At 45.5% G+C, this 2,289-nt stretch carries 1 protein-coding gene; it reads left to right on the top strand.

Going from position 1 to position 2,289, the window contains the following annotated elements:
• Window positions 1–385: 385 nt before the first annotated feature.
• A partial coding sequence (locus RMO35_RS22675; RefSeq protein ID WP_309744588.1) for a homocysteine S-methyltransferase family protein occupies window positions 386–2,289 on the top strand: 1,904 nt, incomplete at its 3' end.

Below are 2,289 nucleotides of genomic sequence, written 5' to 3'. Positions count from 1 at the left end.
TTTGTTTAAAAATTCTTTTTTTTAAACCCTTTTAAAATTTGGTCACGTTGGGGGGTTGGGGGTTGGGGGGCGGGGGCATGGGAGCGCCCAGATCTTCACTCCCTGCGAGGAGTAAGCCAATCTCGTTGGCGTAGCCTCTGTCTTGTCTTGACGCGCTCGACCTGGAGGGAACCTCCGCGTGATTTCAGTCGTTCCCCTGGAAAAAATCACGCTTTGGGTATAATTTGCAGTGTTTACAAATCGAGCTACGTGGCATCTGCGATGAATAGTCCGAGCAAACTTTATTATAATAGGATGCGACAATATCTCGAACTAAGTAAATAGTTAAGGGATCTCGATCGATATTTTGACAATACTCTAGATAACTCCTTACTAAACGATTCCGATGACAAGTACCTTTCTCGCACGTCTCCACAGTCCCGAACGTCCCGTCATCGTCTTCGATGGAGCGATGGGTACCAATCTCCAAGTCCAAAACCTCACGGCGGCTGACTTCGGAGGTGCCGAGTATGAAGGTTGTAATGAATATCTCGTCCATACCAAGCCGGAAGCTGTTGCAAAAGTGCATAAAGACTTTTTGGCGGCGGGTGCGGATGTCATCGAAACCGATACCTTTGGCGGTACTTATCAAACCTTAGCGGAGTATGGACTAGAAGACCAGGTTTATTATCTCAACAAGACTGCTGCCGAACTCGCCAAAAAATGTACGGCGGAATTTTCGACACCTGAGAAGCCGCGATTTGTGGCTGGATCGATCGGCCCTGGTACCAAGTTACCTTCGATCGGACATATTAGTTATGAAGAGCTAGAGCAAGCATACACCGAACAGGCTACGGGCCTGTATGACGGTGGTGTGGATCTATTTCTGATTGAGACTTGTATGGATGTGCTGCAAATCAAAGCAGCAATCAATGGATTGGAGGTGGTTTTTAAAAATAAAGGAGCCAGAATCCCCATTATGGTGTCGGCTACGTTTGAAAATCCCCAGGCGACGATGTTGTCTGGTAGTGATATTGGGACATTATTAACGGCATTGCAGCCATTCCCGATCGATATTTTAGGTCTAAATTGTGCGACTGGGCCAGATTTAATGGCTCCCCACATCAAGCATCTGTGCGAACAATCACCGTTCGTGGTTTCTTGCGTACCTAATGCCGGATTACCAGAAAATATTGGTGGACATGCTCATTATAAATTAACACCTGTCGAACTCAAATTGGCGATGTATAAATTCGTCGAAGATTGGGGTGTACAGGTAATTGGTGGTTGCTGCGGTACGCGTCCAGAACATATCAAAGCTTTGGCGGAAATTGGTTCTACTTTACAAGTCAAAGAACGTCATCCTGAATTTGAACCAGCGGCATCTTCATTGATGTCAATCCAGCCTTATCATCAGGAAAATTCATTCCTAATTATCGGCGAACGATTGAATGCGAGTGGCTCGAAAAAGTGTCGCGATTTATTAAATGAAGAGAATTGGGATGGTTTGGTTTCGCTGGCTAAATCCCAAGTTAAAGAAGGTGCCCACATTCTTGATGTCAACGTTGATTATGTTGGACGCGATGGTGTGAAGGATATGCACGAGGTGGTTTCTCGCGTGGTAAATAACGTTAGCTTGCCGCTGATGTTGGATTCCACTGAGTGGGAGAAAATGGAAGCCGGATTAAAAGTAGCTGGTGGTAAATGTTTAATGAATTCCACCAACTATGAAGATGGCGAAGAACGCTTCTATAAAGTATTGGAAATTGCCAAGAAATATGGTGCGGGAATTGTAATTGGGACGATCGATGAAGAAGGAATGGCACGCACCGCCGAGCGGAAATTTGCGATCGCCCAACGTGCCTACCGAGCAGCGGTAGAATATGGTATTCCTGCCTATGAAATTTTCTTCGATCCTTTAGCACTGCCAATTTCCACCGGAATTGAAGAAGATCGCGAAAATGGCAAAGCCACTGTTGAATCAATTAAAATGATTCGCGAAAATCTACCCCAGTGTCACGTTCTATTGGGACTATCAAACATCTCCTTCGGTCTAAATCCCGCTGCGCGGCAAGTATTGAACTCGATGTTTTTGCATGAGTGTATGAATGCGGGTATGGATGCGGCAATTGTCAGCCCGAATAAAATCTTACCACTCGCTAAAATCTCCCCCGAACACCAAGAAATATGCCGGAATCTAATTTACGATCGCCGTCAATTCGATGGTGATATTTGCACCTACGATCCGTTAGGTTTGCTCACCACCATGTTTGAAGGAGTAAGCACCAAACGCGATAAAGCTGAAGATGA

It is taken from the genome of Chamaesiphon sp. OTE_20_metabat_361, from assembly GCF_031364565.1.
The sequence above is the reverse complement of the archived record's forward strand: the minus strand, read 5'-3'. Positions and strand labels throughout refer to the sequence as shown.